Here is a 25,779-nt window from a genome sequence, read left to right on the forward strand (position 1 = left end):
TCAGTGACCGCCGCCGGCCAGGACGAAGACGACTGCCACCCAGACGGCGGCGAGGGTGAAGCCCAGCGGGGCGACGTAGCGGCTCATGGACGGCTCCGGGTGGCGGCAGGACGGTCCGCGATGCGGGGGCGGACCGCAGGGGGTGGGGACGCGCACACGAAGTCGTGACCGGGCGGCTCCCGGCGACCGCCCGGAGTCGGGCGGCGCGGCACACACACCTCGGCGTGGACCGAGGTGTGTCGGGAGCGAAGCGGGGTCAGCTCACCAGACTGAGTCGTGGCTCAGCGGGACTGACCATCGGCCCGGCCACGACTAGGAGGATCGCTATCTCGCACAGCGATCACCTCCTGCGGGTCGGGCGGGCCGGAACGTCGATGATCGTACACCGGGGACACCGCCGGGGCGTACTCGGCCGACCGGTCGGCAACCCCTCCACCGCCCGGTCGTCGCGGCGGCCGTGGTCGACCCGTCCGCACCACCGTGACCAGCACCGCGGCCAGCAGTGGCAGCCAGCCGAAACGGGCCAGCACCCAGCCCGGGCCGTCCGGCGCGGTGTGCAGCCCCGGCAGGGCCAGCCCGCCGCGGGCGGTGAGCGCGGTCACCGTCACCAGGATCGGCTGATGCCACAGGTAGATCCGGACCGCGTACCGGTTCACCTCGGCCACCGCACGGCCCGGTAGCGGTCGGGTCAGCAGCCGTTCCAGTGCCGGCCGAGCCAGCAGGCCCAGTCCGACCTGGGTGACCGCCAGTGCCACCGCCAGCAGCGACGGCGGGTTCAGGTTGGACACCCCGGCCCCGGGCACGCCGACCGCGCTCGCCGGATAGCCCAGCGCCAGCAACGCCGCGAGCGCGACAGCCCCACCGGCCGCCAGCGTGCCGGCCGTCCGTCGGCCGCCCAACCGCCCGTCGGCGTGCGCCACCCCCAACAGGTACGGCACCGACCACGCCGCCAGGACGGTGAGCGGCGGCAGGTCGGTCCCGGCCGGTGACAGGCGCACGGCCAGGTCGACCGCCGCGACCACCGCCACCGCCGGTGCGACGGTCCGGGCCACCCCCCAGCGGCGTACGGCGGCGCGCAGCGGGCTGGTCGCCGCGACCAGGAACACCAGTGGCACCAGGAACCACAGTGGACTGATCGCGAGTCGGAGCGCCACCGCGAGGGTGTCGTCCGGGGTACCGGCGACGGTGGCGGCGAGCAACACCGCAGCGCCCACCCCGAGCAGCGCCACCGTCGGCAGTAGCAGCCGGCGCAGCCGACGGGCCAGCCGACCGCCCGCCCGTCCCCGATGGCTCGCCAACGACCGGGTCGACCCGAAACCGGCGGTGAAGAAGAACAGCCCGAGCGTCTGCAACACCCAGGTCACCGGGGCCAGACCGGGCAGGGCGGTCAGTGGGCTGGCCTGGTGCAGCCCGCCGTCGCAGGTCAGCACCAACCCGGTGACCAGCCAGTGCCCCAGCACCACCCCGCCGATCGCGTACGCCCGTAACGCGTCGACGGCACGGTCCCGGTTCACCGGGCGTCCCCACTCCCGGCGTCGGAGCCGCCGAGCGCCACCGAGTCGGAGCCGCCGAGCGCCACCGCGTCGGAGCCGCCGAGCACCACCGTCGCCACCGCGACCAGCGTGGCGCTGCCCGACACGAGGTAGCCGTCGTGCCCGGCCACCCCGACCACCGGCAGCGGGCGCGCGCCGAACGCCTCGTCGCCGGGACGACGGCCGAAACCCAGGCCGAGCAGTCGCACCGGCGGCACCCGGCGGATCCAGTCGCTCGACGCCTCCGCCGCCCAGAACCGCCGCCGACCGGGCAGATCGGCGGCGTGCTGCACTCCGGCGCCGACACCGCCGAGACTGACCACGTCGGTCACCTGGGCGGGGGCGTCGACCGCCGCCAACGACACCACCAGCGCCCCGTAGCTGTGCCCGACCAAGGTGATCGTCGCCGCCGGACGTCGAGCGGCCAACTCCCGCAGCAACACGACCAACCCGCGCGCACCGCGCCGGGCGCTGCCAGCACCGGCTGCGGTCAGCACCCCGTCCGGCGGGTCGTAACCCAGCCAGGCCAGCACCGCCACCCGCGCCGTCGGGTCGATCGCCCGCAGCTCCCGGTAGAGCTGCCCGGCCTGCACCGCCGGCGCCCGGCGAGCCACCCCGCCCAACCCCCGGTCGAAGTCGGCGAGGGTGCTGCCCACCCCCGGCACCAGCACCGCGATCCGGTCCGCGCCGACCAGATCGCCGAACACCTCCACCGCACGGCCGTCGCCACGCGTGTCGAACGTCAGGAACCGGCGTCCGTCGGCCGCCCAGTCCGCGTACGGGGGGCCGGCCGCGAGCATCGCCGCCGCCATGACGGGGTACGCCTCGACGAACCCCGCCGCCGCCACCGGTTCGGGTCGGGTCGGCAGGACCAGGTTCACGCCCAGCAGCGCGGCCACCGCCACCCGACCGGCACCTCGTCGTCGCATCACTTCTCCCTCCGGAATGTCGTCCGGAGGGAGAGTGCGTGAGCGGTCGGCGCTCGATCGTCATCCCGGGGAGCCGTCTGTGGACTGGCTCCACGGGGCTACTCCCCGGCGGCCACCAGACCCGTCTCGTACGCCAGCACCACCGCCTGGACGCGGTCGCGCAGCCCCAGCTTCGCCAGGATCCGCCCGACGTGTGTCTTCACGGTCTGCTCGGCCACCACCAGGTCGGCGGCGATCTCCGTGTTGTTGCGGCCCCGGGCGATCAACCGCAGCACCTCGGTCTCGCGGGGAGTGAGCCCGGCCAGGTCGGTGGGGCGCGGACGGCGGCGCTCCGGGCGGGCGGCGAACTCGGCGATCAACCGGCGGGTGACCGCCGGGGCGAGCAGCGCGTCCCCGGCCGCCACCACCCGCACCGCCTGCACCAGGTCGGCGGCCGGGGCGTCCTTGAGCAGGAACCCGCTGGCCCCGGCGCGCAGCGCCTCGTACACGTAGTCGTCCAGGTCGAACGTGGTGAGGATGAGCACCCGGGGTCGCTGCGCCGAGCGGTCGCCGAGCAACATGCGGGTGGCGGCCAGCCCGTCCATGACCGGCATCCGCACGTCCATCAGCACCACGTCCGGGTCGAGGTGGCGGGCGGCGCTGACGGCCTGCTCGCCGTCGGCGGCGTCACCCACCACCAACAGGTCCGGTTGGGCGGCGAGCAGCGCACCGAAGCCCTGTCGGACCATCGCCTGGTCGTCGGCGATCAGCACCCGGATCATCGGTCCGCGCCCTCCGCGTCGTACGGCAACTCGGCCGCCACCGCGTAACCCCCGTCCGGTAGCGGCCCGGCGGTGAACGTACCGCCCAGCGAGGTGGCCCGCTCCCGCATACCGGTCAGGCCGTGCCCGGGACCACCGTCGACGGTCGGCCGGGCGTCGGCCGGGGAGTTCTCGACGCGTACCTCCAGGCGGGAAGGACCGACGCGGACGGTGACCCGCACCGCGGCGCCGGTCGCGTGCCGGGCCGCGTTGGCCAGGCCCTCCTGCACGATGCGGTACGCGGCCAGCCCGACCGGCGCGGGCACCCGCCCGTCGTCCGCCGGCCCGGCGTCCAGGGTGACCGGCAGCCCGGCCCGGCGGGCCGCGTCGACCATCGCGCCCAGGTCGCTCAGGTCCGGCTGCGGTGCGGTCTCCGGCCCGGTCGTCTCGCTGCGCAGCACCCCCAACAGTCGCCGCATGTCGGTCAGCGCGTCGCGGGCCGAGGCGGCGATGGCGACGAACTCGGCAGCCGTCGGGGCCGGCACGTCCGTCAGCCGGTACGGGGCCGTCTCCGCCTGCACCGCGATCAACGACATGTGGTGGGCCACCACGTCGTGCAGCTCCCGGGCGATCCTGGTGCGTTCCTCCAGCACCGCCCGGCGCTCCTGCTCCCGCTCGTTGCGCTCGGTCTGCGCGGCCAGCTCGTGCCGGGACAGCCGGTTGCGGCGGACCAGGTCACCGACGATCGCCAACGCGCCCAGTAGCAGCAGGACGGGGACCCGGTTGTCCGGGTGCACCATGGTGAGCACCGGGACCGTGCTGATCAGCACCACCCAGGCCAGCACCGGACGGTCGACCCGCGCGACGACCACCGCCAGCACCGCGATCGAGCCGAGCGCCAGCGGCGGGGTCCACGGCCAGTCCTGATCCGCTGGGGCGTCGAACGTGCAGATCAGCAGGGCCAGCACCATCAGCCGCCAGGCCAGCAGCGGACGCCGGGGCAGCGCCAGCAGCGGCGCCACGGTCATCGCCGCGAACAGCACCGCGATCGGCGTCGGCAGGCCCCACTCGGTCTCCACGGTCAGCGTGATCAGGAATAGGCCGAGCGCGGCGAGCAGGCCGACCGGGGCGGCGTACGGGGCCAGCGTGGGCCACCGGGCCGGCAGCGGCCGACCGGGCGGGGCGTCCCGGCCCCACAGGGTCTGCCCGAGGCCATCGAGGGCCAGGGAGATCGGTCGCCGGTTCACCACCCGGAGGCTACGGGTCGACCCCGCCGCAGGGCGTGCCACCAGGGGTTGATCCCGATGTCGTACCCCGGTGTGACGCGCGACTCCCGTTAGCGCTTACCTGCGGGTAACGCCTAGGCTCGCCTGCGACCGAGATCGGCTGAGCAAGGGGGAACAGTGGCCCGTACCGTGCTGGTGACCGGCGGCAACCGGGGGATCGGCCTGGCCGTCGCGCAGGCCTTCGCCAAGCAGGGCGACCGGGTGGCGGTCACCCACCGCAGCGGCGACGCACCCGAGGGGCTGTTCGGCGTACGCGCCGACGTCACCGACGCCGCCTCCGTCGACGCCGCGTTCGACGCCGTCGAGGCCGAGCTGGGCCCGGTCGAGGTGCTGGTCGCCAACGCCGGCATGACCGCCGACACGCTGCTGCTGCGGATGACCGAGGAGCAGTTCACCGGTGTGGTGGACACCAACCTCACCGGCGCCTTCCGGGTCGCCAAGCGCGCCTCCGGCAAGATGCTCCGCGCCAAGTGGGGCCGTATGATCTTCATCTCGTCGGTCGTCGGTCTCGCCGGCGGTGCCGGGCAGGTCAACTACGCCGCCAGCAAGGCCGGTCTGGTCGGCGTGGCCCGCTCGATCACCCGGGAACTGGGCAGCCGCAACATCACCGCGAACGTGGTGGCACCCGGCTTCATCGACACCGACATGACGTCCGGCCTGTCCGAGGACCGCAAGGCGGAGATCCGCAAGTCGATCCCGGCCGGTCGGATGGCCAGCCCGGACGAGGTCGCCGGGGTGGTCACCTGGCTGGCATCCGACAGCGCCGGGTACGTCTCCGGCGCCGTGATCCCGGTCGACGGCGGCCTCGGCATGGGCCACTGACCCCCATCTACGTACGGAGGAACCCCCGGATGTCCGGACTGCTCGCCGGTAAGCGGCTGCTCGTCACCGGTGTCATCACCGACGCCTCGATCGCCTTCTCGGTGGCGAAGCTCGCCCAGGAGAACGGCGCGCAGGTCGTCCTCACCGGCTTCGGTCGGCTCTCCCTGGTCGAGCGGATCGCCAAGCGGCTGCCCGAACCGGCCCCCGTGATCGAGGTGGACGTCACCAACGCCGAGCACCTGGCCAGCCTCGCCGACCGGGTCCGCGAACACGTCGACGGCCTCGACGGTGTCGTGCACTCGATCGGCTTCGCCCCGCAGAGCTGCCTCGGCGGCGGCTTCCTCGACGCGCCCTGGGAGGACGTGGCGACCGCCCTGCACGTCTCCACCTTCTCGTACAAGTCCCTCGCGATGGCGGCGCTGCCGCTGATGTCGCCCGGCGGCGCGGTGGTCGGCCTGACCTTCGACGCGACGAAGGCGTGGCCGGTCTACGACTGGATGGGCGTCGCCAAGGCCGGTCTGGAGTCGGCGTCCCGTTACCTGGCGCTGCACCTGGGCAAGCAGGGCATCCGTAGCAACCTGGTCGCCGCCGGGCCGCTGCGCACCATCGCCGCGAAGTCGATCCCCGGCTTCGACCAGTTCGAGGAAGCCTGGACCGAACGCGCCCCGCTGGGTTGGAGCCTCACCGACCAGGAGCCCGCCGCGAGGGCGTGCCTGGCGCTGCTCTCCGACTGGTTCCCGGCGACCACCGGCGAGATCGTGCACGTCGACGGCGGCTACCACGCCATCGGCGCCTGACGCCGCCCAGCGGCGCTTCCTGGTCACCGCTCGCGTGATCTACGCATCCGGACCAGGGGGCGTCGCCCGGCCGTCCCGGCCGACCGGCAAGAATGACCCCATGTCGTACGACGCGGTGGTGCTGGTGTCCTTCGGCGGGCCGGAACGGCCCGAGGACGTGATGCCGTTCCTGCAGAACGTGACCCGCGGCCGAGGCGTGCCGCCCGAGCGGCTGGCCGAGGTCGCCGAGCACTACCAGCACTTCGGTGGGGTGTCCCCGATCAACCAGCAGAACCGGGACCTGCTGGCCGCCATCCGCGCCGACTTCGCCGCCAACGGCCTCGACCTGCCGGTCTACTGGGGCAACCGCAACTGGGACCCGATGCTCGCCGACACCGTCACCCGGATGCGCGACGACGGGATCACCCGCGCCCTGGCCTTCGTCACCAGCGCCTACGGCGGCTACTCGTCCTGCCGGCAGTACCAGGAGGACATCGCCGCCGCCCGGGCCGCCGTCGGCCCGGACGCCCCGGTGATCGAGAAGCTGCGCCAGTTCTGGGACCACCCCGGCTTCGTCGAGCCACACGTCGACGCGGTCCGGGCGGCCCTGGGTCGGCTCGACCCGGCCAAGCGGGACACCACCCGGCTGGTCTTCACCGCCCACTCCATCCCCACCTCCATGGCGGCCAACGCCGGCCCGCACGGCGGCCGGTACGAGGCGCAGCTCCGCGAGACCGCCCGACTCGTGGCCCAGGCCGCCGCACCGGACCTGGAGTACGACCTGGTCTGGCAGAGCCGCTCCGGGCCACCACAGGTGCCGTGGCTGGAACCGGACGTCAACGACCACCTGGCCACCCTCGCCCAGGGGGGCACCACCGGCGTGGTGGTCAGCCCGATCGGGTTCGTCTCCGACCACCTCGAAGTGGTGTGGGACCTGGACACCGAGGCACTGGAGACGGCCAAGCAACTCGGCCTGGACTTCGTCCGGGCCGCCACCCCCGGCGTCGACCCGCGCTTCGTGAGCATGGTGCGGGAGCTGGTCACCGAACGGACCGATCCGGACGGCACACACCTGCGCCGCCGCCTCGGCGAACTGCCGATGTGGGACACCTGCCCGACCGTCTGCTGTGTACCGACCCGCCGTCCGACACCTGCTGGGGGCACCGATGCATGACCGTAAGCCCGTACAGAGTTGGCTGACCGACATGGACGGTGTGCTGGTGCACGAGGGCCAGCCGGTGCCCGGCGCGCCGGAGTTCATCAACCGGATGCGCGCCTCCGGCAAGCCGTTCCTGGTGCTGACCAACAACTCCATCTACACCCCGCGCGACCTGACCGCCCGGCTCAGCCGGATGGGGCTGGACGTGCCGGAGGAGTCGATCTGGTCGTCCGCGCTCGCCACCGGCCAGTTCCTCGCCGACCAGCGGCCGGGCGGCACCGCGTACGTCATCGGTGAGGCCGGGTTGACCACCGCGCTGCACGCGGTCGGCTACGTGCTCACCGACTTCGCCCCGGACTACGTGGTGCTCGGCGAGACCCGCACCTACAGCTTCGAGGCGATCACCAAGGCGGTCCGCCTGATCAACGACGGCGCCCGGTTCATCTGCACCAACCCCGACGTGACCGGCCCCTCCGTGGAGGGCGCCCTACCCGCCGCCGGCTCGGTCGCCGCCATGATCTCCAAGGCCACCGGGGTGGAGCCGTACTTCGTCGGCAAGCCCAACCCGATGATGATGCGCTCCGCGCTCAACACCATCAACGCGCACTCGGAGAGCACCGCGATGATCGGTGACCGGATGGACACCGACATCCTCTGCGGCCTGGAGGCCGGGCTGGAGACCATCCTGGTGCTGACCGGGATCAGCAGCCGCACCGAGGCGGAGCGCTACCCGTACCGCCCCTCCCGGATCGTCAACTCCGTCGCGGACCTGCTCGACGAGATCTGACCGCACGGCCCTGCTGGCGCTGTCCGCGCTGCCGCGCGCTGTCCGAGCTGGCGTGCGCTGTCCGAGCTGGCGTGCGCTGTCCGAGCTGGCGTGCGCTGTCCGAGCTGCCGTGCGCTGTCCGCGCTGCCGTGCGCTGTCCGCGCTGCCGCGCGCTGTCCGAGCTGGCGTGCGCTGCCGCGATGATCGCGCTCCCCGCGATGATCGCGCTCTATCCAGGATGTAGTGGTCACGAGCTGTGCCGGAGGCCCCTACATCCATGTTCGAGCGCGATCATGGCCGGCGCGCGGGCGTGTCGGACCGGCGGCGGGCGTGTCGGGCCGGCGGCGGGCGCGTCGGACCGGGGGCGTGGCGCAGGCCCTCGTGGTGTGGCGCGGGGGTGATCGGTCAGGGGCGTAGGGGGGCGTTGCAGGCGGCCACCAGCGCCTGCCGGCAGGCCGCGGTGAGCGGACGAAGCGCGGCGTCGCGCTGCTGGGCCTCGTAGTTGTTGATCGCGCCCCCGGGAGCGGCGTGCCCGGCCAGCGCGAGCACCCGGTCGAGCACCGCGGCCCGGGCGAAGAGCCGGCGGGCCCGCGGGTCGAAGCCCGGCGGCAGGTCGGTGGCGCCGTCGGGGCGGCGCAGCGCGGCCAGCGCCCCGGCCAACTCGGGCCGCCACTGAGCCACGTCGAGACGGGTCAACGCGGCGGTCGTCTCGGCGAGCGCGGCGGCCAACTCGGCCTCGGCCTCGGCGGCGCCGGGCAACGAGAGTGATGCGGCGGGGGCGTTGGCGGGCAGCGGGTACACCCGCCACAGCACCGTCTCGAAACAGTCCCCCGAGCCGGAGGTGTGCGAGCGGACCTCCGGGATCAAGCCGAGTGCACCGGCCACCACCGCCTCGCCCGCGACCAGCGCCGCACCCGCGAAGTCGCCGGGACCAGGCAACCCCCGAGGGTCGCCCGGCGCGGGCAGCACCAGGCGGATCTCGTCCGGGGAGAGCTTGGCCAGGGTGGGCAGCGCGGCACCCAGCGGGACGTCGGTCCAGGTGCCGGGGGCGTCCGCGACGAGGTGCTCCTCGTCACCGGCGATGGCGTCGGCGACTTCGTCGTACGGCACCAACCCGGCGCGCCACGCGCGCACCCAGGCAACGAACCGGCTCGACCGGCGCGGCGCGAGTGTGGCCGCGCCCGTTGCGGGGGTGGACATGCCGAAAGGGTACGTGGTCACCACCGGCTGTGTCTCGACTGCCGCTCTGGCCGCCCGCCCTGCCCCGAACTGCTCCCTTCACCCCATTCCCCGGCCGTGCCCCACCCCCACCCTCGCCCACCCCTCGCCCGCCCCGGTCCCGCCCCCGTCCGCCCCTGTCCACGTCGATCATGCAGTTCTGGTGGGCGATATCCGGCTGTGGCAAGCGTTCGTGGAGCACCACAACTCCGTGATCGACGAGGCCGTGGCTGTGCGGAGGGCATCGGGACGGGTGGCTGCCGGGCGGGGCGGCGTTCGGTGAGGAGGCTGGGGGCGGTGTGTCGGGAGGTGGGGTGGGGGTCGGGACGTTAGCGTGATCGACATGGCGGGGCGATACGGCGAGGACGTGTTGGCGGGGGACTGGCGGCGGCGAAAGGTCACCCCCGAGGTGGACGCCGAACCGGACCTCGTGGTGGAGGACGCCGACTCGGGGTTCTGCGGTGCGGTGGTCGGTTTCGAAGCCGGCGCGGTGGTGTTGGAGGACCGGCACGGCAAACGGCGCAACTTCCCGCTGCTGCCCGCGGCGTTCCTGCTCGACGGTCGCCCGGTGACCCTGCGCCGCCCCGCCCGCGCGCCGGTACCGGCGGCGCGTCGACGCACGGCGTCCGGCTCGGTGGCGGTGGACGACGTCCGGGCCCAGGTCGCCAAGGCGAGCCGGATCTGGGTGGAGGGCATCCACGACGCCGCGCTGGTCGAGCGGATCTGGGGCGATGACCTGCGCATCGAGGGTGTCGTCGTGGAGCCGTTGGACGGCATCGACGACCTCGACGCCGACGTACGCGACTTCGGCCCCGCCCCCACCCGACGGCTCGGCGTGCTCGTCGACCACCTGGTGCCGGGCAGCAAGGAGAGCCGCATCGTGGCCCGGGTGACCTCGCCGTACGTGCTGGTGACCGGCCATCCCTACGTCGACGTGTGGCAGGCGGTCAAACCGGCGGCGCTGGGCATCGCGGCGTGGCCGGTGGTGCCGCCGGGGCGACCGTGGAAAGAGGGAGTCTGCGCGGCCCTCGGGGTCGCCGAGCCCGCCGACATGTGGCGGCACATCCTGTCCCGGGTGAACAGCTTCGCCGACGTGGAAACCCCGCTGATCAACGCCATGGAACGCCTCATCGACTTCGTCACCGAACCAGCCTGACCCGCTGCCCCCGCCCGCCCCGGCCGTCCCGAGCCTCGCCCCCGCCCCGCTGCCCCCGCCCCGCCCGTCCCCCCGGACCCGCCCGCCCCGCCGCGCGCCCCGCCCGCCCCGCCCGTCCCCCCGGACCCGCCCGTCCCCCGGGCCCCGCCCGCCCCGCCCGCCCGTCCCCAAGATCCGCGCAGTTTCCCTGATGTTGCTGTCTCATCGCGTCCGGAGGCAGCAACATCCCTGATGTTGTGCGGATCTTGCGGGCGGGGCGGGGCGGGCGTGGGCGGGCTCAGGGCGGGCGGGTCGGGGGTCGGGTCGGGTCGGGTCGGGGCTCGGCTCGGGTCGGGCTCGGGGCGGGCGTGGGCGCAGGGCGGGCGTGGGCGCAGGGCGCGCGTGGGCGCAGGGGCGGGCCCGACGCGGGTCGAGCGTGGCTCGGATCGCAGGCGGCGCGGGCGCGGCAAGGCGCGGGCTGGGCGGCGTGTTCTCAGGGCTCCTGGTCGGGAGTGCGGGTGTAGACGAAGGTGGCGACGTCCAGCGCGACCGCCCGGCCCTGCTCGTCGCGGTGCACGGTGAGGATCTCGCCGTCCTGCCCACCGGCTCGACCGCGCCAGCGGTCCGGGCCTTCGGCGACGAAGCGGAGGTTCGGTGCGCCGACCGGGCCGGCGCGCAGGGCGCCGTCGGTGTCCGCGTACACCTCGATGGTGGTGCCCATCCACCACCAGCGGCCGGTCAGCTCGGCGAGTTCGGCGGGCGGCGGGGTGGTGGCCGGACGCCAGGGGGCGACCGGCGCGGGTTCGGTGTCCAACACCAGGGTGAGCAGCCGCCGCCCGAGCGCGCCGAGGTGCACGTTCCGCAGGGTGTACGCGTTGACCAGGCCGACCACGGCGGTACGGCTGGGTCGGTGCACGGCCAGCGAGGCGCCGTAGCCGGGCATCGATCCGCCGTGTCCGACGTACACCCGGTTGCCTTCCCGGAACAGCTCCAGGCCGAGGCCGTGCCCGTGGGTCCAGGCCTCGTGGTCGCTGATGACGACGGGGGAGCACATCTCGGTCAGGGTGTCGGCGGCCAGCACCGACGGGTCGGGGTCGGCCAGGAACGCGGCCCACCGGCCCAGGTCCTCGATCGTGGACCAGAGCTGCCCGGCGGGGGCCATCGCGCCGGTGTCGGTGCGCGGTTCCTCGCGCAGAGTGTCGTGCCAGGGGTGGACGACGTAGCCGCGCGCGTACGGTTCGGTCGCGTCGTACGTGGTGCGACCCATGCCCAGCGGCGTGAGGATGCGTTGGTCGAGCAGGTCGATCCAGGGCGTGCCGGTGAGCCGTTCGAGCACCCCGCCGAGCAGCCCGTACGCCAGGTTGGAGTAGTGGTACGTGGCGTGCGGCGGGTAGGCGATCTTGTCGGCGGTGACCCCGGCGAGCAGGGTGGGCAGGTCGACGCCCTCGGTCCGCTCCCACCAGTCACCGTCGGGTTCGCGTTGCAGGCCGCTGGCGTGCCCGAGGAGTTGGCGCAGTGTGAGCGTGCCGAGGCCGGTGCCTGGTAGGTGCTTCTCCAGCGGGTCGTCGACGGTGAGCCGGCCCGCGTCGCGCAGCTGCATGATCAGGGTCGCGGTCATCGTCTTGCTGATCGAGCCCAGCCGGTACTGCAGGTCGACGTCCGGGCGGGGGTGCTCGCCGGCGGTGGCCAGGTGCGTCAGGGTGCCGTCGCGGACGACGCCCACCACCAGCGACGGGGCGTGCCCGTCGCGCTGTGCCTGGGCGACCTGGTCGTCGATCTGTCGGGCGGTCTCGGGCAGCAGGGGCAACGGGGTCTCCTCGGGTCGGGTCGGGCGCCCGGCTCAGGGTCAGAGAGGGCCTCGCCGAGCCTACTGATCTTCGCGGGGAGGCCGCGCGTGCATTTGCGTGTCACGATCGTGGGGTGGACGCGGTGGTGTGGATCGTATTGGGTGTGTTGCTGGCGGTCGCCGAGATCTTCACGACGACGCTATTTCTGATCATGTTCGGGGTCGGTGCGTTCGCCGCCGCCGGGGCCGCCGCTCTGGGCGCGCCGGTGGCGGTGCAGGCGCTGGTCTTCGCCGTGGTGTCGGCGTTGAGCCTGGTGGTGGCCCGGCCGGTCATCCGGCGGCACCAACGTTCCGCGCTGGACAGCGGCGAGCAGCCGTTCGGCGTGGAGGCGATCGAGGGCTCCACGGCGTTGGTGCTGGAACGGGTGGACGCCGAGCACGGTCTCGTCAAGATCGACGGCGAGCTGTGGACCGCCCGGTCGTACGACACGACGCAGGTTCACGACCCCGGTCAACGGGTTCGGGTGATAAAGGTCCGGGGCGCGACCGCCCTGGTCTGGCAGGACGATGTTTCTTCCCCCGGCGAGCTGCCGGAAGCGAGAGGGTGAACGGGATGACAGTCATTGGGGTGCTGATCATCGCGGTGGCGTTGATCGCCGTGATAACGCTGGCGAAGGCGGTGCGGATCGTGCCGCAGCAGCGCCAGGACGTGGTGGAACGGCTCGGTAAGTACAAGCGCACCCTCAGCCCCGGCCTCAACCTGCTGGTGCCGTTCATCGACGCGGTCCGGACCAAGGTCGACATGCGGGAGCAGGTGGTCAGCTTCCCGCCGCAGCCGGTGATCACCTCGGACAACCTGGTGGTGTCGATCGACACGGTCCTCTACTTCAAGGTGGTCGACTCGGTCCGGGCGACCTACGAGATCTCCAGCTTCCTGCAGGCCATCGAGCAGCTCACCGTCACGACGCTGCGTAACGTGATCGGTTCGCTGGACCTGGAGCGGGCGCTGACCAGCCGCGACGAGATCAACCGCCACCTGTCGGGTGTGCTGGACGAGACCACCGGCCGCTGGGGCATCAAGGTGACCCGCGTGGAGATCAAGGCGATCGAGCCGCCGGCCAGCATCCGCGACTCGATGGAGAAGCAGATGCGCGCCGAGCGGGACCGCCGGGCGGCGATCCTGACCGCCGAGGGGCACAAGCAGTCGCAGATCCTCACCGCCGAGGGTGAGAAGCAGTCGGCGGTGCTGCGCGCCGACGGTGACCGGCAGGCCCGCATCCTGCAGGCCGAGGGTCAGGCGAAGGCGATCCGCACGGTCTTCGACGCGATCCATCAGGCGAACCCGAGCCAGAAGGTGCTCGCCTACCAGTACCTGCAGGCCCTCCCGCAGATCGCCCAGGGCAGTGCCAACAAGGTCTGGATCGTCCCGGCCGAGCTGACCAAGGCCCTGGAGGGGATGGGTGGCGCCCTCGGTGGGTTGAGCCAGATGGTGGGGGACCTGCCGGCTCCGGAGGCCGCGGACCACGCGAGCCAGGTGGAGCGCGAGGCCGCGGAGGCCGCCGAGGCCGCAGCCGCGGCGGCCCAGCAGATCCACGACGAGGTACGCGTCGCCGAGGCGCAGGCCACCGGCGGGAACAAGCCGCAGGGGCTGCCCGCGCCGGAACCCGTGTCTCCGCTGAGCCTGGTCGAGGACCCGGCCGACGAGCGCGAGCGCGGCTGATCCCGGTACACAGGCCGGCAATCCGGCGTTAATACGAGAAATGCTCATGGGGCGCTCCGACGCCTGCCACGATCGGTCCTAGGACGGGTGGTGACCAGGCAATCGGGGCGCCCCGGCGCGTCTCGCACCGCTCGTGGACGAGCGAGGTGACGCATGAAGGATCCGGCGAATCGGATGTGGTCCTCGGCCCCGGTGCCCGGCGCGCACGACCCGGTCGCCCCGCTGGGCTCCCGCCGCAGCGGCGGCGGTTTCGGCGTACTGCCCTTCGTCGGCGAGCCGACCCCGGGCGCTCCGGCCACGAACGCCAGTTGGGCCTGGTCGGTGCGGAAGTTCGCGCGGGCCGCCGTGTGGCTGCTGCCCGCGTACGCCATCCTCTACGGCGCGGTGGCGATGGCCAGCGACGGCGGGGTGGGCAACGACCCCTATCCGGCCGACGGCCGGGCCGTGTACCTCATCGGGTGGGTGGCCGCCGTCTGGCTCGGCCTGCTCGCGTTGCTGGCCCTCACCGGGCTGCTCGCCGCGACCCGCAGCCGCCGGGTGGCCGCCGCCGGGCTGCTGGTCAGCATCGCCGGCACCGTGCTGATGCTGCCCTTCGCCGGCCTCGCCGAACAGACGCCGGTCTTCGGCACCACCGCACGGTCGCTGGTCCTGCTCGGCGCGACCTTCTACAGCGTGGGCTGGTTCCTCACCGGCTGGGCGGTCGCCCGCTCGGGCACCTTCAGCCTCGGCGACGGCGCCATGTTGATCATCGCCGCGCCGCTGCTCGGCCTCGGTGGCGCCCTGATCGGTTCACTGCAGACGTTCGGCGCGATCTTCGTGCTGATCGCCGGCATCGGCATCGGCTACCGCTCCGGCCGCCTGATGCCCCGGGAAACCGCCCGAGACGCCGCCACCGCCAGCCTCAGTACCCCCAACCCCTAAGCGCCTGCCACCCCTCCACCCCGGCCCTCGGCCACCCCTCCACCCGGCCCCCTTCCAGCCCCGGTGATCATGAGGTTGACGGGCGATTCCGTGATCAAACTCCCCGCTAACCCCATGATCACCGGAGCGGAGCGGACCGGCGGGGAGCGGAGCGGGGACCGTCGGGGAGCGGCGGGGAGCGGGGGCGGGGAGGGCAGCCAGCGAGCTGGGGATTGGCTGGTGGGGGGCCGTGAAGTTGGTGACAATCGGCCCCTGGGGCTGGTCGGTTGGCGTTTTTTGTGGCAATCCTGGGGAGCATGGCCGCCTCCCGCTCGCCGCTGTCGCGGCTGTTCACCGTGCTGCTCGCCGGTGTGTTGGCCGGGCTCGTCCTGGCAGTCGCCGCGCTCCCGGGCAACCTGCTGCTCGGGTTGAGCGCCCGTGCCGCCCTCGGCTCGTACGCCGCGTTGCCGGCCTCGCTGAAGACCCCGGCCACCCCGCAGCGCTCGTACCTGTACGCCAACGACGGCAAGACGCTGATCACCACGTTCTACGACGTGAACCGCACCGACGTGCCGCTGGCGGACATCGCCCCGGTGATGCGGCAGGCCATCGTCGCGGCCGAGGACCGGCGCTTCTACGACCACGGTGGCGCTGACCTGCGCGGCCTCGCCCGGGCGCTGGTGGCCAACGTCAAGGGCGGCGGCACCGAGCAGGGTGGCTCGACGCTGACCATGCAGTACGTCCGTAACGTGCTCAAGACCGACCCCACCCGCACGGCCGAGGAGCGCGCCGCCGCCACCGATCCCACCATCGGGCGCAAGATCCAGGAGATCAAGTACGCGAGCGCGCTGGACAAGAGCCTCGGCAAGGACGAGATCCTCGACCGGTACCTGAACATCGCCTACTTCGGCTCCGGCGCGTACGGGATCGCGGCGGCCAGCCAGCGCTACTTCGGTAAGCCGCCGGCCCAGCTCACCCTCGCCGAGTCGGCGCTGCTCGCCGGTCTGGTGCAGTCCCCGGACGCGTACAGCCCGATCGACGGCGACAAGAACGAGGCGCTGGCCCGCCGGTCGTACGTGCTGGACTCGATGGTCGCCACCGGTGCGATCACCGCCGCCCAGGCCGCCCAGGCCAAGGCGGAGCCGCTGGCCCTGCACCCGACCGCCCAGCCCAACGGCTGCACCGCCGTCTCCCAGGGCCACGACGACTGGGGATTCTTCTGCGACTACCTGCGTCAGTGGTGGCGGAGCCAGCCGGCGTTCGGTGCCACGGTCGCGGAGCGCGAGCAGGCCCTGCGCTCGGGTGGCTACACCGTGGTCACCACGCTGGACCCGAAGATCCAGGCCACCGCGCAGCAGCAGGCCACCAAGGTCTACGGGTACGACAACAAGCGCGCCCTGCCCATCGCGGCGGTCCAGCCGGGCACCGGGCAGGTGCTGGCGATGGCGGTCAACCGGCACTACAGCCTGGCCGACAACCCGGACGGGCAGGCGAACCACCCGAACACCGTCAACCCGTTGATCTCCGGCGGAGCCAGCGTCGACGGGTACCAGGCGGGTTCGACGTTCAAGCTGTTCACCATGCTCGCCGCGTTGGAGTCGGGCCGTACCCTCTCCACCGGCTTCGACGCGCCCGCCAAGCTGCCCACCCGGTACGCCGCCGAGGGCCCGGGAAGTTGCGACGGCCGCTGGTGCCCGGCGAACGCCAACCCGGACTGGATGGACGGGTACCGGATGATGTGGGACGGCTTCGGCCGCTCGGTGAACACCTACTTCGTCTGGCTGGCCGAGCAGGTCGGCCAGGACAAGGTGGTCGAGATGGCGCAGCGGCTCGGCATCACCTTCCGGGCCGACTCGGACGCCGCCTTCGCCGAGGACAACGCCAAGAACTGGGGTTCGTTCACCCTCGGCGTGGCCGCCACCACCCCGTTGGACCTGGCCAACGCGTACGCCACGGTGGCCGCCGAGGGCACCTACTGCACGCCGGTGCCGGTGGTCTCGGTGACCGGTGCGGACGGCACGAAGGTGCCGGTCGGTCAGCCGTCCTGCAAGCGGGTCCTCGACCCGGACGTGGCCCGTGCCGCGACCGACGCCGCTCGCTGCCCGGTGGGTCAGCAGTCCGCGTTCGGGCAGTGCAACGGTGGCACCGCGACCGGGGTGAACGACATCCTCGACGGCCGGCCGGTGGCGGGTAAGACGGGCAGCTCGGAGCAGAACTCCACCGAGACGTTCGTCGGTTTCACCCCGCAGGTCGCGGTCGCCGGCATCGCCGCGAACCCGGACGACCCGGCCGACTCGGTGGGCTCCGCGGTGCAGACCAAGGTGATCGACGCGGTCGCCCGGGTCATCGCCACCGCCGTCAAGGGGCAGCCGGAGAAGGCGTTCGCAGCGCCCAGCAAGGAGCTGGCCGGCGAGCCGCGCCGCCCGGTGGAACGCCCCGCGGTGCCGGACCGTACGCAGCAGCCCACCCAGGACCCCCGCTCGGCGCTGCAACGCTGGCTCGACCGGCGGGGCTGACGTCCGACGCGACGGCGCCTCCCCACCGCGAGGTGGGGAGGCGCCGGCCGTACGTCGTCTAGGTCCTGCTCTTCAACTGCTCGAAGTCGATCACCTGGTCCTCTGCCGGAGCCTTCACGTCGTCGAAGGTCGCACCGAACTCGCTGAACGTGACCTGACCGTCCGCGTCCTGGCCGCCCTCCAGGCGGATCGGGTACGGCTCACCGGTCGTGGCGATGTAGAGCGTGCCGCTGTTGTCGCCGTCGAGCAGCCCGATGGTCTTGACGCCGTCGAACTCCTTGGCCTCACCCTTGGTCAGGGTGCCGTCCGGCTTGAGCAGTTCGTCGACGTCGGCGATGTCGAACAGTTGGGAGAGGTCGTCCTTGGTCGAGACCTTGGCCCACTTGTCACCCATCATCTTCACGATCTCGCCGGATGCCTTGGCGCCGGTGTTCTTCGTCCAGAACGTCTCGTCCGGCCGGATGTACTGCTGACCGCCCGTCGACAGCAGCTCGATGGTGCCCTCGTCGGTGGAGACCCGACCACCCAGGTCGCTGCCGGTCACCTTCAGATCGAGGGTCATCTTCTGGCCGTCGTCGACGATGTCCCCGACGAGGTGGTACGACTTGGCGTTCTTCACCGCCGTCGTGGCCCGCTGCAGCGCCTCGTTCGGCGCCAGTGCCGCGACGCCGTTGTCGGCGGGGGCAGTCGACTGTGGCTGTCCGCCGGCGTCGCCGCCCCCGCAGCCGGTCAGCAACGCCGCCGCCAGCACAACGGCCATGCTTCGTCCGATTGTTGTCGATCTCATCGTCAGCTCCCTCGTGCCACCCCCCGTGGGTGAGCAGAGACGCTGGTACCCGTGATTGATCTCCGGCAATCCTTCGATGTGCGCGTCCGTCCGACGTGGTCGGAGCATCCGGAGCGGGTCGTGTTCAGCGTTCCCGGCGGCGGGGGCGGTAGCTGGCCAGGGTGGCGGGGAGGCCGCGCCGGATGATCCCGGCCCAGTCGGTGTCGCCGCGGAGTACCGCAGCCGCGGTCTTGCGGGCCTGCTCGGCGGTGAAGTGCGGCGGCAGCATCAGCTCGGCCGGGTCGACCAGCGCGTTGATCACCACCGGCCGGTCGGCGGACAGGGCCCGGTCCCACACGTCGGGCACCTGCTCCGGCGCGTCGACCAGCTCACCGCGCAGCCCGAGCACCTCCGCCCACTGGTGGTAGGCGATGTCCGGCAACTGTTGGCTGTCCGGGAACATCGGCGTCCCCTCCGACGAGCGCTGTTCCCAACTGACGAACGCCAGGTCCCGGTTGTTGAGCACCAGCACCACGAACCGGGGGTCGGCCCAACTGCGCCAGTACTTGGCCACGGTGATCAGCTCGTTGACCCCGTTCATCTGCATGGCGCCGTCGCCGATCAGCGCGACCAGCGGCCGGTCCGGGTGGGCGAACTTGGCGCTCAGCGCGTACGGCATGGCGCCGCCCATGGACAACAACGTGCCGGACAGGCTGGCCAGCATCCCGGGGCGGACCTGGATGTGTCGGGCGTACCAGGCGGTGGTGGTGCCGCAGTCGACGGCGAGCAGCACGTCGTCGGGCAGCCGCTGGTTGAGGGTGTGGAAGAGCAACTGCGGGTTGACCGGGTCGGCGGCCTGCTCGGCCAGGTCGTGTTGCACCCGCCACCACGCCGAGGTCGCCTCGGCGATCTCCGTCCGCCAGGCGGTCGGTGCGGGGCCGGGGCCCAGCTCGTCCAGGAGTGCCCGCAGGGTGGGGCGGGCGTCGCCGGTCAGGTTCACCTCGGTCGGGTACCGCAGCCCGAGCTGGGTGCCGTCCAGGTCGATCTGCACCGCGCGGGCCTGCCCGGGTTTCGGGTAGAACTCCGAGTACGGCATGTTGCTGCCCACGATCAGCAACCGGTCGCAGCCGGTCATGAGCTGCCAGCTCGGTCGGGTGCCGAGCAGTCCGATCGCCCCGGTCACCCACGGTTCGCGGTGGTCGACGGCGGTGAAGCCGAGCAGGGCGGTGGCCACACCGGCACCGAGCCGGTCGGCGATCTCGCGGACCTCGTCACGCGCCCCGAGGGCGCCCTGCCCGACCAGCATCGCCACCCGCTGCCCGCCGCGCAGCACGTCGGCCGCCCGGCGTACGTCCGCCTCCGGCGGCACCGTCGGTGTGCTGCTCGGCGCGTTGCTGGTCTGGTAGTAGCCGTGCGCGTGCGGCGGGTCCACCACGGCCGGCTCGTCCTGGATGTCGAGGGGGAGGATCAGGGCGGTGACGGTACGCCGGGCCAGGGCGGTGCGGCACGCCCGGTCGACCAGGTGCCGAACCTGGGCGGGATTGTCGAGCTGGGCCAGGAACGCGGCGGCCACGTCCTTGTAGAGGGCGAGCAGGTCGACCTCCTGGTAGTAGCCGCCGCCCTCGGCGGTCGTCGCCGTGTGCCCGACCAGGGCGATCACCGGCTGGTGGTCGAGCTTCGCGTCGTACAGCCCGTTGAGCAGGTGGATGGCACCGGGGCCACTGGTGACCAGGGCGCAGCCCAGCGGCCCACCGCCGTACTTGACGTGCGCGGAGGCGGCGAACCCGGCGGTCTCCTCGTGGCGTACCTGGATGAACTGGGCGCGCCCGTCGGTGCGTTGCAGAGCGGACGTCATGCCGTTGATGCCGTCGCCGGGGTAGCCGAAGTAGCGGCGCACACCCCAGCTGAACAGCCGCGACACGATGTGGTCGGCGACGGTCGGGTGCCGGGGCAGAGCGCCGGCCTCGTACGGTGATGTGTGGTCCGTGCTCACCTGGCTGGTCCTTCCCGTCGGATCCCTACTGTGCCGGTCCTTCCCGTTCTCTTCCGGACAAAACACCTCGCGTTACCGGCGCCGGGGTGCGGGGCGCGGCGTCCGGCAGAATCGTCGGGTGCCTGTCCACCAGATCACCGACCCCGACGACGACCGGATCGCCGACTACCGGGCGCTCACCGACGTCGAGCTGCGCACCCGCTGGGAACCGCCGCACGGACTGTTCATCGCCGAGGGGGAGCTGGTGCTGCGCCGCGCGCTGCGCGCGGGCTACCCGGCCCGGTCGTACCTGGTCGACGCCAAGCGGGTCGACCAGCTCGCCGACCTGGACACCGGTGACGCGCCGGTCTACGCCGCGACGCCCGACGTGCTGCAACGGGCCACCGGCTTCCACGTACACCGGGGGGTGTTGGCGTCGTTCCACCGCCGGTCGCTGCCGACGGCGGCCGAGGTGCTCGCCGCCGCGCACCGGGTCGTGATCCTGGAGGACGTCAACAACCACACCAACCTTGGGGCGATCTTCCGGGGGGCGGCCGCGCTCGGCATCGACGCGGTGCTGCTGTCGCCGACCTGCGCCGACCCGCTGTACCGGCGCAGTGTGCGGGTCAGCATGGGGGAGGTGTTCGCGGTGCCGTACGCCAAGCTCGACCACTGGCCGGCGGGCCTGGACCTGGTGCGGGAGGCCGGCTTCACGGTGCTCGCCATGACGCCCGCGCCGGACGCCGTACCCATGCAGCGGTTGACCCCGGCGCAGCGCGAGCGGGCGGCGTTGCTGCTCGGAGCCGAGGGGCCCGGTCTGACCGCGGCGGCCCAGGCGGCCAGCGACGTGCGGGTGGTCCTCCCGATGCGGCGCGGGGTGGACTCGTTGAACGTCGCCGCCGCGGCGGCGGTGGCGTTCTGGGAACTGGGCCGCGACGACCCGCCGGGCGACAGCGAGTAACCGCTTCGACTTGCATGGCCATACGTTCTGTTGCATAATTTTCCCCGTGTCCAAGGTTCTCACCTCCCTGCCCACCGGCGAACGTGTCGGCATCGCCTTCTCCGGCGGCCTCGACACCTCTGTCGCCGTCGCGTGGATGCGCGACAAGGGCGCGATCCCCTGCGCCTACACCGCCGACATCGGCCAGTACGACGAGCCCGACATCGCCTCGGTGCCCGGTCGCGCGCTCAGCTACGGCGCCGAGTTGGGCCGCCTGGTCGACTGCCGCGCCGCCCTGGTCGAGGAGGGCCTCGCGGCGTTGACCTGCGGCGCCTTCCACATCCGTTCCGGCGGGCGGGCGTACTTCAACACGACCCCGCTGGGCCGGGCCGTCACCGGGACGCTGCTGGTGCGGGCGATGATCTCCGACGATGTCCAGATCTGGGGCGACGGCTCGACGTTCAAGGGCAACGACATCGAGCGGTTCTACCGGTACGGCCTGCTGGCCAACCCGATGCTGCGGATCTACAAGCCGTGGCTCGACACCGCCTTCGTCACCGAGCTGGGTGGGCGTAAGGAGATGTCGGAGTGGCTGCAGGAGCGCGGCCTGCCCTACCGGGACAGCACCGAGAAGGCCTACTCCACCGACGCCAACATCTGGGGCGCCACGCACGAGGCGAAGACCCTGGAGCACCTCGACACCGGCATCGAGACGGTCAACCCGATCATGGGTGTCCGTTTCTGGGACCCGTCGGTGGAGATCCCGACCGAGGACGTCACCGTCGGCTTCGACCAGGGCCGCCCGGTGACGATCAACGGCAAGGAGTTCGGCAGCGCCGTCGACCTGGTGCTGGAGGCCAACGCCATCGGCGGCCGGCACGGCCTGGGCATGTCCGACCAGATCGAGAACCGGATCATCGAGGCCAAGAGCCGGGGCATCTACGAGGCGCCCGGCATGGCGCTGCTGCACTACGCGTACGAGCGGCTGGTCAACGCCATCCACAACGAGGACACCCTGGCCAACTACCACAACGAGGGTCGCCGCCTCGGCCGGCTCATGTACGAGGGCCGCTGGTTGGACCCGCAGGCGCTGATGCTGCGCGAGTCGTTGCAGCGCTGGGTCGGCACCGCCGTCACCGGCGAGGTGACGCTGCGGCTGCGCCGGGGCGAGGACTACTCGATCCTGGACACCACCGGCCCGGCGTTCAGCTACCACCCGGACAAGCTGTCGATGGAGCGTACCGAGGACTCGGCGTTCGGCCCGTCCGACCGGATCGGCCAGCTCACCATGCGCAACCTGGACATCGCCGACTCGCGGGCGAAGCTGGAGCAGTACGCCTCCCTGGGCATGGTCGGCGGCGGTGCGGCCCCGCAGCGGGTGATCGGCGCCGCCCAGGCCGCCTCGACCGGGCTGATCGGTGCGATGCCGGAGGGCGGCGCGGAAGCCATCGCCTCCCGGGGGGTCGCCTCGGCCGAGGACGCGGCGCTCGACCGCGCCGCGATGGAGTTCGGCGTCGACTGAGCCCGTCCCACCACGCCGCCACGCCGGGGCAGCCCAGGCCGCCGCCCCGGCTCGCGCCGCCGGCCGCTGTTCGAGATCCGGCGTCACAGACGGTACCGTGGCGGCCGTGTTTCCTACCGTCCGTGAGGTCCTCGCCCTGGACCCCGTCCGCCACGGCGCACCGCGCGTGGTCGCCGGAGACGCGGGGCTGGACCGGCCGGTCCGGTGGATACACATCGCCGAGGTGCCGGACATCGCCACCCTGCTCGGCGGCGGCGAGCTGGTGCTCACCACCGGCATCGGTCTCCCCGGCGACGACGCGGGCCTGCGCGCGTTCATCGGCGACCTCGCGGACGTCGGCGTCTCCGGGCTCGTCGTCGAGCTGGGCCGCCGCTACCTCAGCGGGGTGCCCCGGGTGATGGTCGCCGCCGCCGAACGACGGGGCCTGCCCCTGGTGGAGCTGCGCCGGGCCACCCCGTTCGTGCGGATCACCGAGGCGGTGCACGCGCTGATCGTCGACGCGCAGCTCACCGAGCTGCGGGCCACCGAGGAGATCCACCAGCGCTTCAACGACCTGTCCGTCGAGGGTGCCGACGCCGCCGAGGTCATCCGGCAGGCCGCCGAGCTGTCCGGCTGCCCGGTGGTCCTGGAGAACCTGTCCCGGCAGGTGCTCGGGTACGACCCGGCGGGCGAGAACGCCGAACTGCTGCTCGACGGCTGGGAGCAACACTCCCGGCGGATCCGGCTGACCGGGCGCACCGCGTACGACAGGGACAGCGGTTGGCTGGTCACCGCCGTCGGGGCGCGAGGTCAGGACTGGGGGCGGCTGCTGCTGCGATGGCCGGCCAGCGGCGACGAACCCAGCGACGATCCACCGACGCGGCTCACCATCCTCATCGAACGGGCCGCGTCCACCCTCGCGCTGGGCCGGCTGATCCGTCGCGACGCCGAGGGGCTGGAACGGCAGATCCACCGCACCCTGCTCACCGCGCTGCTCGACCACTCCCGGCCGGTGGACGAGGTCGCACTGCGCGCCAAGGCGCTCGGGGTGGTGCTCGACCGCCGACACCTGGTCGGCGTGATGGTCCGGCACCGGTCCGAGGACCCGGTCGGGGAGAACGGCCCGGAGGCCGGTCAGGCCCGGCTGCGGGACCTGTCCGAGGCGGTCGGTCAGGCGCTTCGGGAGGCGAAGCTGACCGCGCTGACCAGCGCCGTCGACGACAACTCGGTGGGCGCGCTGCTGGCCCTGACCGACCCGGCCGCCGAGGACCGCGCGCTGTCCGCGTTCGCGACCGCACTTCGCCGGGTACGCCTCGACTCCGGCGCGACCCGGGCGACACCGGGAGTCGAGGCGTCCCGGGGTGTCGGGGCGGGCGCGGTGATCGTGGCCGCCGGATCCGGGGTGGCGACTCCCCGGGAGGCCCGACGCTCGCTGGTCGAGGCACGGCAGATCGCCGAGGCGGCTCGCCGGGACCGGCGGGACCTGCCGATCTTCCGGCTGCCGCACGTCGGGCTGGCCGGGCTGCTGCACCTGCTGCGCGACGAGCCCCGACTGCAGACCTTCGTGGAACGCGAACTCGGCGCACTGCTGGAGTACGACGCCCGGCACCCCCGGGAGCAGTTGCTGGACACGCTGCGCGCGTACCTCGAACAGGGTCGCAACAAGACCGCGGGCGCCGCCGCCGCCCACCTGTCCCGGCCCGCGTTCTACGAACGCCTGGCCCGCATCGCCCGCATTCTCGACGTGGACCTGGATTCGGTAGAGGCCAGCCTCTCCCTACACGTGGCCCTCCTGGCCCTGGAAGCAGTCCGAACCCCCTAACATCCGACCCCGCGCGCGCCTCCGTCCCGGCGCCCTCTCGTGTTGATCAAGAGGTTTGCGTCAGGAATCGCGCCGTTCGTGACGCAAACCTCTTGATCACCGAGGTGGGGCCCGGGTGGGGCCGGGGGTTGGGGTGTGGGGGTGGGGTTAGAGGTTCAGGGTTTTTGCGTAGGTTGGGGGGATGTGGTTCGGGCCGCCGGGGGTGAAGACGTCCGTTGACGCCACCGCGGACCAGGCTGTCGCGGGGACCGCGTCGACCAGGGCTCGGATCACCGGGGCGTCGCGCCACTGGTCCTGCTCGGCGAGCAGGCCGAGCGCCACCACCGACTCCTCGACCTCACCCACGCACTCGAACGGCTTGTGCCCGTCCACACCCAGCAGCTCCCGGTAACCGGGGATCTGCTCCGGGTCGGCGAGCAGGTCACCGCCGAAGATGTGCGTGACCCGCTCCCGGGACATGAACGGCGCCATGGCCAGGAAGACGAACCGGCACTTCGGGCAGTCGCGGCACCAGCGCTCGCTCGGGTCGTGCAGCTTGAACGCGGCGTTGCAACTGGTCACCACGTCGTCGTACCGGGTGATCTCGGCGAACAGCCGGGCGATGTGCAGCTCCGACAGCGACCGCAGCAGCGAGAAGTACGGGTCGGTCAGGCCGGCGTGCTCGGCCAACGCCGCGCGCAGCAACCCCTCCGCCTCGACACCCTTGGACCACTGGTGGTTGATCTCGTGGCCGTCCCAGACCAGGTTCGGGTCGGACGCCGAACGCTCGTTGGACATCACCACCGGGCCCAGCCCGTGCAGCACGGCGGTGGCCACCGCGATCAGCGAGTTGATCGCCGTGACCGGGATGTGCCCGTTCAGGGCGCCGGCCTTGTTCAGGTCGAACAACACCGGGTCGATCCGCCGCCGGGCCGTCAGCGGGGTCAGCCCGGACGCCTCGTTGACCGCCACGATCACGTGGTTCGGGTTGACCGAGAACGGCACCGGGTCCAGCTCGGCGCGACGAAGCGCCTCCAGGCTGACGATCGAGTCCTTGCCACCACCGACCGCCGAGAGCGGGCGACGGTCGGAGTCGTCGTACACCCGGGGGGAGTCCGGCGAGCCGGCCGGCACCTCCGGGCGCAGCTGGAGCACGTGCGGCAGCTGGTTGCGGTACGCGTACTCCGCGAGGCCCTTGGTGTAGACGGCCGTGACGTAGTCGACGACGGCCGCACCCAGCGGCGTCGGCAGCACCAGCCGGGGCGGCGCGGCCGCCTTGTAGTAGCTGACGCCGGCGACGAGGTGCAGCACCTCCAACACCCGGTTGAGAGTCGCCACCGTGTCGTCCGAGGGCGGCTCCGCCGGCAGCGGAAGGGTGATCACCTCGGTGAATCGCTGCTCACCGGCTGGGCCGGTCAGGGCGTAGTCGAACAACACCTCGCCAGTGGCGAAGTCGATCGAGTAGGACGGGAAGGTGAAGGCGTCCATCCGCCGCAGTTGTCCGTTAGGCACAG

The 25,779-nt window shown here is 72.6% G+C and carries 22 protein-coding genes; 12 read left to right on the forward strand and 10 right to left on the reverse strand.

The genetic code is table 11. The annotated features are described in order from the left end of the window. The 5 genes from O7617_RS22245 to O7617_RS22265 form a co-directional block, all read right to left on the reverse strand. A complete protein-coding gene (locus O7617_RS22245; protein ID WP_167393634.1) occupies positions 1-156 on the reverse strand; it encodes a hypothetical protein in 156 nt (51 codons plus the stop codon). A 125-nt stretch (positions 157-281) separates the two neighbouring features. After that, positions 282-1,514: an acyltransferase family protein gene (locus O7617_RS22250; RefSeq protein WP_282257893.1), complete on the reverse strand. Its 1,233-nt coding sequence runs from the start codon at positions 1,512-1,514 to the stop codon at positions 282-284. Beyond that, the gene (locus tag O7617_RS22255) at positions 1,511-2,461 is read right to left on the reverse strand and encodes an alpha/beta hydrolase (protein WP_282257894.1); all 951 of its coding nucleotides are present in this window, start codon (positions 2,459-2,461) and stop codon (positions 1,511-1,513) included. The genes O7617_RS22250 and O7617_RS22255 overlap by 4 nt, the downstream gene beginning before the upstream one ends. A gap of 98 nt (positions 2,462-2,559) precedes the next feature. Continuing rightward, positions 2,560-3,222, reverse strand: coding sequence for a response regulator transcription factor (locus O7617_RS22260; protein ID WP_282257895.1), 663 nt, complete (start codon positions 3,220-3,222; stop codon positions 2,560-2,562). After that, positions 3,219-4,448, reverse strand: coding sequence for a histidine kinase (locus O7617_RS22265; protein ID WP_282257896.1), 1,230 nt, complete (start codon positions 4,446-4,448; stop codon positions 3,219-3,221). The genes O7617_RS22260 and O7617_RS22265 overlap by 4 nt, the downstream gene beginning before the upstream one ends. Positions 4,449-4,604: 156 nt before the next feature. Between O7617_RS22265 and fabG the strand changes: the two genes are divergently transcribed. The 4 genes from fabG (at position 4,605) to O7617_RS22285 (ending at position 8,031) form a co-directional block, all read left to right on the forward strand. Next, a complete protein-coding gene (gene fabG / locus O7617_RS22270) occupies positions 4,605-5,309 on the forward strand; it encodes a 3-oxoacyl-ACP reductase FabG (protein ID WP_088988617.1) in 705 nt (234 codons plus the stop codon). 29 nt (positions 5,310-5,338) lie between these two features. Continuing rightward, positions 5,339-6,106, forward strand: coding sequence for an enoyl-ACP reductase FabI (gene fabI, locus O7617_RS22275; RefSeq protein WP_282257898.1), 768 nt, complete (start codon positions 5,339-5,341; stop codon positions 6,104-6,106). 100 nt (positions 6,107-6,206) lie between these two features. Further along, positions 6,207-7,259 carry a ferrochelatase gene (locus O7617_RS22280; RefSeq protein ID WP_282257899.1) on the forward strand — a complete coding sequence of 351 codons (1,053 nt, stop codon included), beginning with the start codon at positions 6,207-6,209 and terminating at the stop codon, positions 7,257-7,259. After that, on the forward strand, positions 7,252-8,031 hold the full coding sequence (locus O7617_RS22285; RefSeq protein ID WP_088988620.1) for an HAD-IIA family hydrolase: 780 nt from the start codon (positions 7,252-7,254) through the stop codon (positions 8,029-8,031). Before O7617_RS22280 ends, O7617_RS22285 begins: the two co-directional genes overlap by 8 nt. A gap of 384 nt (positions 8,032-8,415) precedes the next feature. Here O7617_RS22285 and O7617_RS22290 read toward each other — a convergent pair whose 3' ends face one another. After that, on the reverse strand, positions 8,416-9,210 hold the full coding sequence (locus O7617_RS22290; protein WP_282257903.1) for a hypothetical protein: 795 nt from the start codon (positions 9,208-9,210) through the stop codon (positions 8,416-8,418). 361 nt (positions 9,211-9,571) lie between these two features. Here O7617_RS22290 and O7617_RS22295 point away from each other — a divergent pair, with 361 nt between their 5' ends. Next, positions 9,572-10,384 (forward strand): DUF3097 domain-containing protein, encoded by an 813-nt coding sequence (locus O7617_RS22295; RefSeq protein ID WP_282257905.1) that lies wholly within the window; start codon positions 9,572-9,574, stop codon positions 10,382-10,384. Positions 10,385-10,856: 472 nt separating this feature from the next. On the opposite strand, the gene O7617_RS22300 is transcribed toward O7617_RS22295, so the two are convergent. Beyond that, positions 10,857-12,170, reverse strand: a complete 1,314-nt coding sequence (locus O7617_RS22300; protein ID WP_282257906.1) for a serine hydrolase domain-containing protein — start codon at positions 12,168-12,170, stop codon at positions 10,857-10,859. Positions 12,171-12,283: 113 nt separating this feature from the next. On the opposite strand from O7617_RS22300, the gene O7617_RS22305 reads away from it, so the two are divergent. The 4 genes from O7617_RS22305 to O7617_RS22320 all read left to right on the forward strand — a co-directional run bounded on the left by O7617_RS22305 (position 12,284) and on the right by O7617_RS22320 (position 17,285). Then, positions 12,284-12,757, forward strand: a complete 474-nt coding sequence (locus tag O7617_RS22305; protein ID WP_088988621.1) for an NfeD family protein — start codon at positions 12,284-12,286, stop codon at positions 12,755-12,757. A 5-nt stretch (positions 12,758-12,762) separates the two neighbouring features. Further along, a complete protein-coding gene (locus O7617_RS22310) occupies positions 12,763-13,869 on the forward strand; it encodes an SPFH domain-containing protein (RefSeq protein WP_278147034.1) in 1,107 nt (368 codons plus the stop codon). Positions 13,870-14,022: 153 nt separating this feature from the next. After that, complete coding sequence (locus tag O7617_RS22315; protein ID WP_282257910.1) at positions 14,023-14,790, forward strand: hypothetical protein; 768 nt, start codon at positions 14,023-14,025, stop codon at positions 14,788-14,790. A 296-nt stretch (positions 14,791-15,086) separates the two neighbouring features. Next, positions 15,087-17,285: a transglycosylase domain-containing protein gene (locus tag O7617_RS22320; RefSeq protein ID WP_282257911.1), complete on the forward strand. Its 2,199-nt coding sequence runs from the start codon at positions 15,087-15,089 to the stop codon at positions 17,283-17,285. A 58-nt stretch (positions 17,286-17,343) separates the two neighbouring features. Here O7617_RS22320 and O7617_RS22325 read toward each other — a convergent pair whose 3' ends face one another. Together O7617_RS22325 and O7617_RS22330 are read right to left on the reverse strand one after the other, a co-directional pair. Further along, positions 17,344-18,045, reverse strand: coding sequence for a hypothetical protein (locus O7617_RS22325; protein WP_282257912.1), 702 nt, complete (start codon positions 18,043-18,045; stop codon positions 17,344-17,346). A gap of 151 nt (positions 18,046-18,196) precedes the next feature. Continuing rightward, complete coding sequence (locus tag O7617_RS22330) at positions 18,197-20,044, reverse strand: thiamine pyrophosphate-requiring protein (protein ID WP_282257913.1); 1,848 nt, start codon at positions 20,042-20,044, stop codon at positions 18,197-18,199. A 28-nt stretch (positions 20,045-20,072) separates the two neighbouring features. On the opposite strand from O7617_RS22330, the gene O7617_RS22335 reads away from it, so the two are divergent. The 3 genes from O7617_RS22335 (at position 20,073) to O7617_RS22345 (ending at position 24,286) form a co-directional block, all read left to right on the forward strand. Beyond that, the gene (locus tag O7617_RS22335; protein WP_282264836.1) at positions 20,073-20,984 is read left to right on the forward strand and encodes an RNA methyltransferase; all 912 of its coding nucleotides are present in this window, start codon (positions 20,073-20,075) and stop codon (positions 20,982-20,984) included. A gap of 46 nt (positions 20,985-21,030) precedes the next feature. Then, positions 21,031-22,485, forward strand: a complete 1,455-nt coding sequence (gene argG / locus O7617_RS22340; protein WP_282257914.1) for an argininosuccinate synthase — start codon at positions 21,031-21,033, stop codon at positions 22,483-22,485. Between the two features lie 97 nt (positions 22,486-22,582). Further along, on the forward strand, positions 22,583-24,286 hold the full coding sequence (locus O7617_RS22345; RefSeq protein ID WP_282257915.1) for a PucR family transcriptional regulator: 1,704 nt from the start codon (positions 22,583-22,585) through the stop codon (positions 24,284-24,286). Positions 24,287-24,433: 147 nt separating this feature from the next. Here O7617_RS22345 and O7617_RS22350 read toward each other — a convergent pair whose 3' ends face one another. Next, on the reverse strand, positions 24,434-25,777 hold the full coding sequence (locus O7617_RS22350) for a hypothetical protein (protein ID WP_282257916.1): 1,344 nt from the start codon (positions 25,775-25,777) through the stop codon (positions 24,434-24,436). Between the last annotated feature and the right edge of the window lie 2 nt (positions 25,778-25,779).

This window comes from Micromonospora sp. WMMD1155 (genome assembly GCF_029581275.1).
Classification (GTDB): domain Bacteria; phylum Actinomycetota; class Actinomycetes; order Mycobacteriales; family Micromonosporaceae; genus Micromonospora.